The organism is Robinsoniella sp. (assembly GCF_034124845.1).
This window is the reverse complement of record NZ_JAWYAJ010000141.1, coordinates 1-3,908: the sequence shown is the minus strand read 5'-3', so window position 1 is coordinate 3,908 and position 3,908 is coordinate 1. Positions and strand designations below refer to the sequence as shown.

Genomic DNA, 3,908 nt, shown 5'->3' with positions numbered 1-3,908 from the left:
TACCGGGATATGACAGGAGAAGAGATTCAGGTGGAACAGGGAACGTTCTACCGGATTACATTTCCACAGCAGCAGAACGGATTCTGGGATAAGTTTGAGGATATGGATCTCATTACAAATCCTGTGACAGAAGAACAGATGAAAGTGAAATTTGCAGGCACAGCAGCATATGAACCTTTAATGATAAACGGAGTAAACAGCTACATTCTCAATGATGGGGATTACCGTGAAATTACAAAAGAACTCCCGGATAACAGGAGGTATCATCAGATCTTATTCAACATCCGGGACTCCGAAAATGCCTTTGATTTCTCCACCGCATTGTATGCTGAAATCCTGAAACGTGCGCCAAGAGAGATGCAGGTGCAGTCCGGCTATGATGAATACCAGGAACAGCTGGCAATAGAAGCAGGAGAAGAATACAGTAATGACCAGCAAATGGAAATGTCCCCGGACAATCCGGACCTGATGGGATACTGGAAGTTCTACCCCAACATGAAAGTCATGAAAGAGAAGACCTTTTTCCAGACCAATGCAGTGTTTTTCATGCTGTTCATCTACGTGGCAATCATCTGCCTGGCAGCGGTGGGAATTATAGCTTATACCAGAAGCGTAACCATAGGAATGAATAACAAACAGCTATTTGACGATCTGAAAAAGCTGGGCGGCAATCACAAATATCTGAAGAAGTGTATTACAAGCCAGCTCATGAAAATCTACGCTTTGCCGGTGGTTATCGGAAGTATTTTGATCTATATCTTTACCCTGATGACCTACAAAGGCAATGATGGTGTGGTATCGTCTACGGAAACCTGGGCGTTGGGAGTGGATTTCCTCCTGGTGCTGGGGGTTAGTGTGTATATGTATGTGATTTACAGAGCGTCATTGAAAAAGATCGAGGGGATTATTGGTAATAAAAATAATTAAGAAAATATAGGAAGTATAAAGGAGGGCAAACGCGTCTGTCATGCGGTTTTGCCCTCCTGATTTATTGCATAAAAATGATTTATGACATACCGTTATACAGTCGGTAAAAAATAATTTAAGCAGTTTGAATCTGGTGAATAGTATGCTATTATAGTACTAATACCTCCCATATATTGATATCAGTATGGTTATACATAGCGTGTGTTGTCATTGCAATTATGCAATTCATGAATGAATGCGGCGAGGATATTCATAAAACCATGAAAGGTAAGAAAGGAGGAACTATGGCAGGCATAAAGGACGTGGCAAAGCGTGCCGGAGTATCCATATCCACAGTTTCAAATGTATTAAATAAATCAAAATTTGTCAGCCCTGATTTGCAGAGAAAAGTGGAAATTGCTGCGAAAGAGCTTGCTTACAGACCGAATCCGGTAGCGAGAAGCATGAAGAAGAAGAAGTCAGGAACCATAGGAGTTATAACTGCTGATATGTGCGGGCTTTTTTATCCATATATTGTAAAGGGAATCTATTCGGTAGCAAATGAAAAAGGATACCAGATCATGATCTGTGATACCCAGGGAGTCTATGGAGAGGCGGCGGCAATTGAACGGGAGCTGGAGAAGTTTAAAAGTCTGATTACCAACCGGGTAGACGGAATCATATTTGCATCTGTCGTGCCGAAGAGCGGACAGGCTAATTATCTGAAGAAGCTGAAAAATCTGGCGGAACATGATAAGAAGATTCCGCTGGTCAGCATAGAGCGTGATTTTTCGGAATTTGGGATCGATTCTGTGTTCTTCGATGGGGTTACCGGGGCTAAGATGGCAGTCAGACACCTGATCGATGGAGGCTGTAAAAGGATTGGGCATATATCAGGACCACTTTTTATGAGTATTGCCACAGACCGTGCACTTGGGTACCGGGAAGCGATGAGTGAAGCAGGGTTAAACGTAGATGAATCTATGATAGCGGAAGGGGATTATTCCCATCAGAGCGGGTATGCGGCGATGAAAGAACTGCTGAAATCCATGCCGGATATTGATGGCGTATTCAGCGGGAATGACCAGATGGCAGTAGGCGCATTAAAAGCACTCCGGGAACACCATATAAAGGTTCCGGAAGAAATAAAAATTATCGGGTATGACGATGTATTTATATCAAGTGTGGTGGAGCCGGCTCTATCCACAATCCATATCCGCAAAAAGCATGCCGGGATTGAAACGGCGAAAATACTGTTTGACAGAATTGAAAATGAAGATAAAACAGAAGTAACCAGAATGCAAATGGAATCGCGTCTGGTTGTCCGCAAATCTACGGTGAAAGATGCACCGGAAGATTGGATATTGTCGGATTGGTAAGAGAAAAATTAAGGACACCTGTTTCAGAGGTGTTCTTATTTTTTTGTAAAAAAGGGGAATACTACTTATTAGAAAAACGTTTTGCTGGTTTATTCAAAACAATCGTAAAAATTCCTTAAAATAACACAAACAGACAAAATTGCAACGCAAAATCCCAAAACAAAAGGGGATTTTCCTGTAAAATAATACTAAAAATGAAAATAAAATTTTGAATATATTGTATAAAAAATAATTATTATAAAAAACTCCATTGACAGAAAAACGTTTTTCTGATATTCTTGTGTCAAGTTAAACATATGAAAATTAAAACACAACAAAAAACTATACCAAATGTACAAATACTGGAGGAGGTTTTCACAAATGGATAAAAAAGAAGTAGTGGAACGGGCACTTGAGCAGGGAAAAGGAGTTTTGCGGCTGGTACCAACCTGGGTACCCAGGTCATTTTGCAGGCCGGGTAAACGGATAAAACTGCATCCCGATGATTATTTTATTCTGGGGCAGAGAGGCGGCATTGATGAACGGTGGTTTGCTTCTACAACCTGGGCGGAAAATGGTCCGGGCACACCTGAGGATGAGGGATTAAGCTATATCGCAGTAGATGAGGAAGGGAAAGAAAAAGTCCTTCTGAGAGATGCAATCGAGCTGACAGGTCCCACGATTATCGGTGAGACCTTGTGGAATAAGTATCACGGCTGGGCGATGTTTTCCAAATTCTTCGACAATGCAGGACCGCTGCCTCACCATATTCATCACCGCAGCCAACATGCAAAACGGGTAGGGGCATCCGGCAAGCCGGAGATGTATTTCTTTCCATCCCAGCTCAATAACCATGGCGGAGAATTTCCATTTACATTTTTTGGCTTCAATCCTGAGACAACAAAGGAAGAAGTGCTGGAAGCTTTAAAGAAATTCACAAAAGGAGACAACAATATCCTGGGATTATCCAGAGCATATAAACTGGAACCGGATACAGGGTTTGATGTACCGCCGGGAGTAATGCATGCACCTGGAAGCCTCTGTACCTATGAGCCGCAATTTGCTTCTGATGTTTATGCCATGTATCAGTCAGTGCTGTTAAATGGACAGATCGTGGGAGAGGACCTTCTCTGGAAAAATACGCCTCACGAAGAAATTGGAAATTATGATTATCTGCTGGATGTGATTGACTGGGAAGCAAATGTGGATCCTGATTTTCACGAAAAACGATATATGAGGCCTGTTCCTGTAAAGCCTGTAGAAGAAATGCTGGCACAGGGCTATATAGAGGAATGGATCTGCTATAAATGTGAGAGCGTTTCGGCAAAACGGCTCACGGTATTGCCGGGACAGACCGTAACGATCCGGGACGGAGCTCCATACGGGCTGATCTGCCTGGAGGGGCATGGAAGGTTTGGAGCCTGGGAAATAGAGTCACCTGCGTTGATCCGTTACGGAGAATTGACCCACGATGAGTATTTTGTTACTGAGAAAGCTGCATTGGAAGGGGTTACCATTACAAATCCTTCTGATACGGACCCTATTGTGATTTTAAAGCATTTTTCTGATATTCCGGATCTGAAATTATACCAAAAACTGTCTTAAAAGTTATTTTGTAGGATTTGTTTTGCATAGTGATAAATA

The 3,908-nt window shown here is 42.2% G+C and carries 2 protein-coding genes and 1 pseudogene; all 3 read left to right on the top strand.

Annotated features, from left to right (window positions below; genetic code table 11):
• Window positions 1-927: pseudogene (locus ACH2DQ_RS06695) on the top strand (ABC transporter permease); the annotation flags it as partial.
• Window positions 928-1,211: 284 nt separating this feature from the next.
• The gene (locus tag ACH2DQ_RS06690) at window positions 1,212-2,285 is read left to right on the top strand and encodes a LacI family DNA-binding transcriptional regulator (RefSeq protein ID WP_394914846.1); all 1,074 of its coding nucleotides are present in this window, start codon (window positions 1,212-1,214) and stop codon (window positions 2,283-2,285) included.
• Window positions 2,286-2,645: 360 nt separating this feature from the next.
• A complete protein-coding gene (locus tag ACH2DQ_RS06685; protein ID WP_395026066.1) occupies window positions 2,646-3,869 on the top strand; it encodes a hypothetical protein in 1,224 nt (407 codons plus the stop codon).
• Window positions 3,870-3,908: the final 39 nt, after the last annotated feature.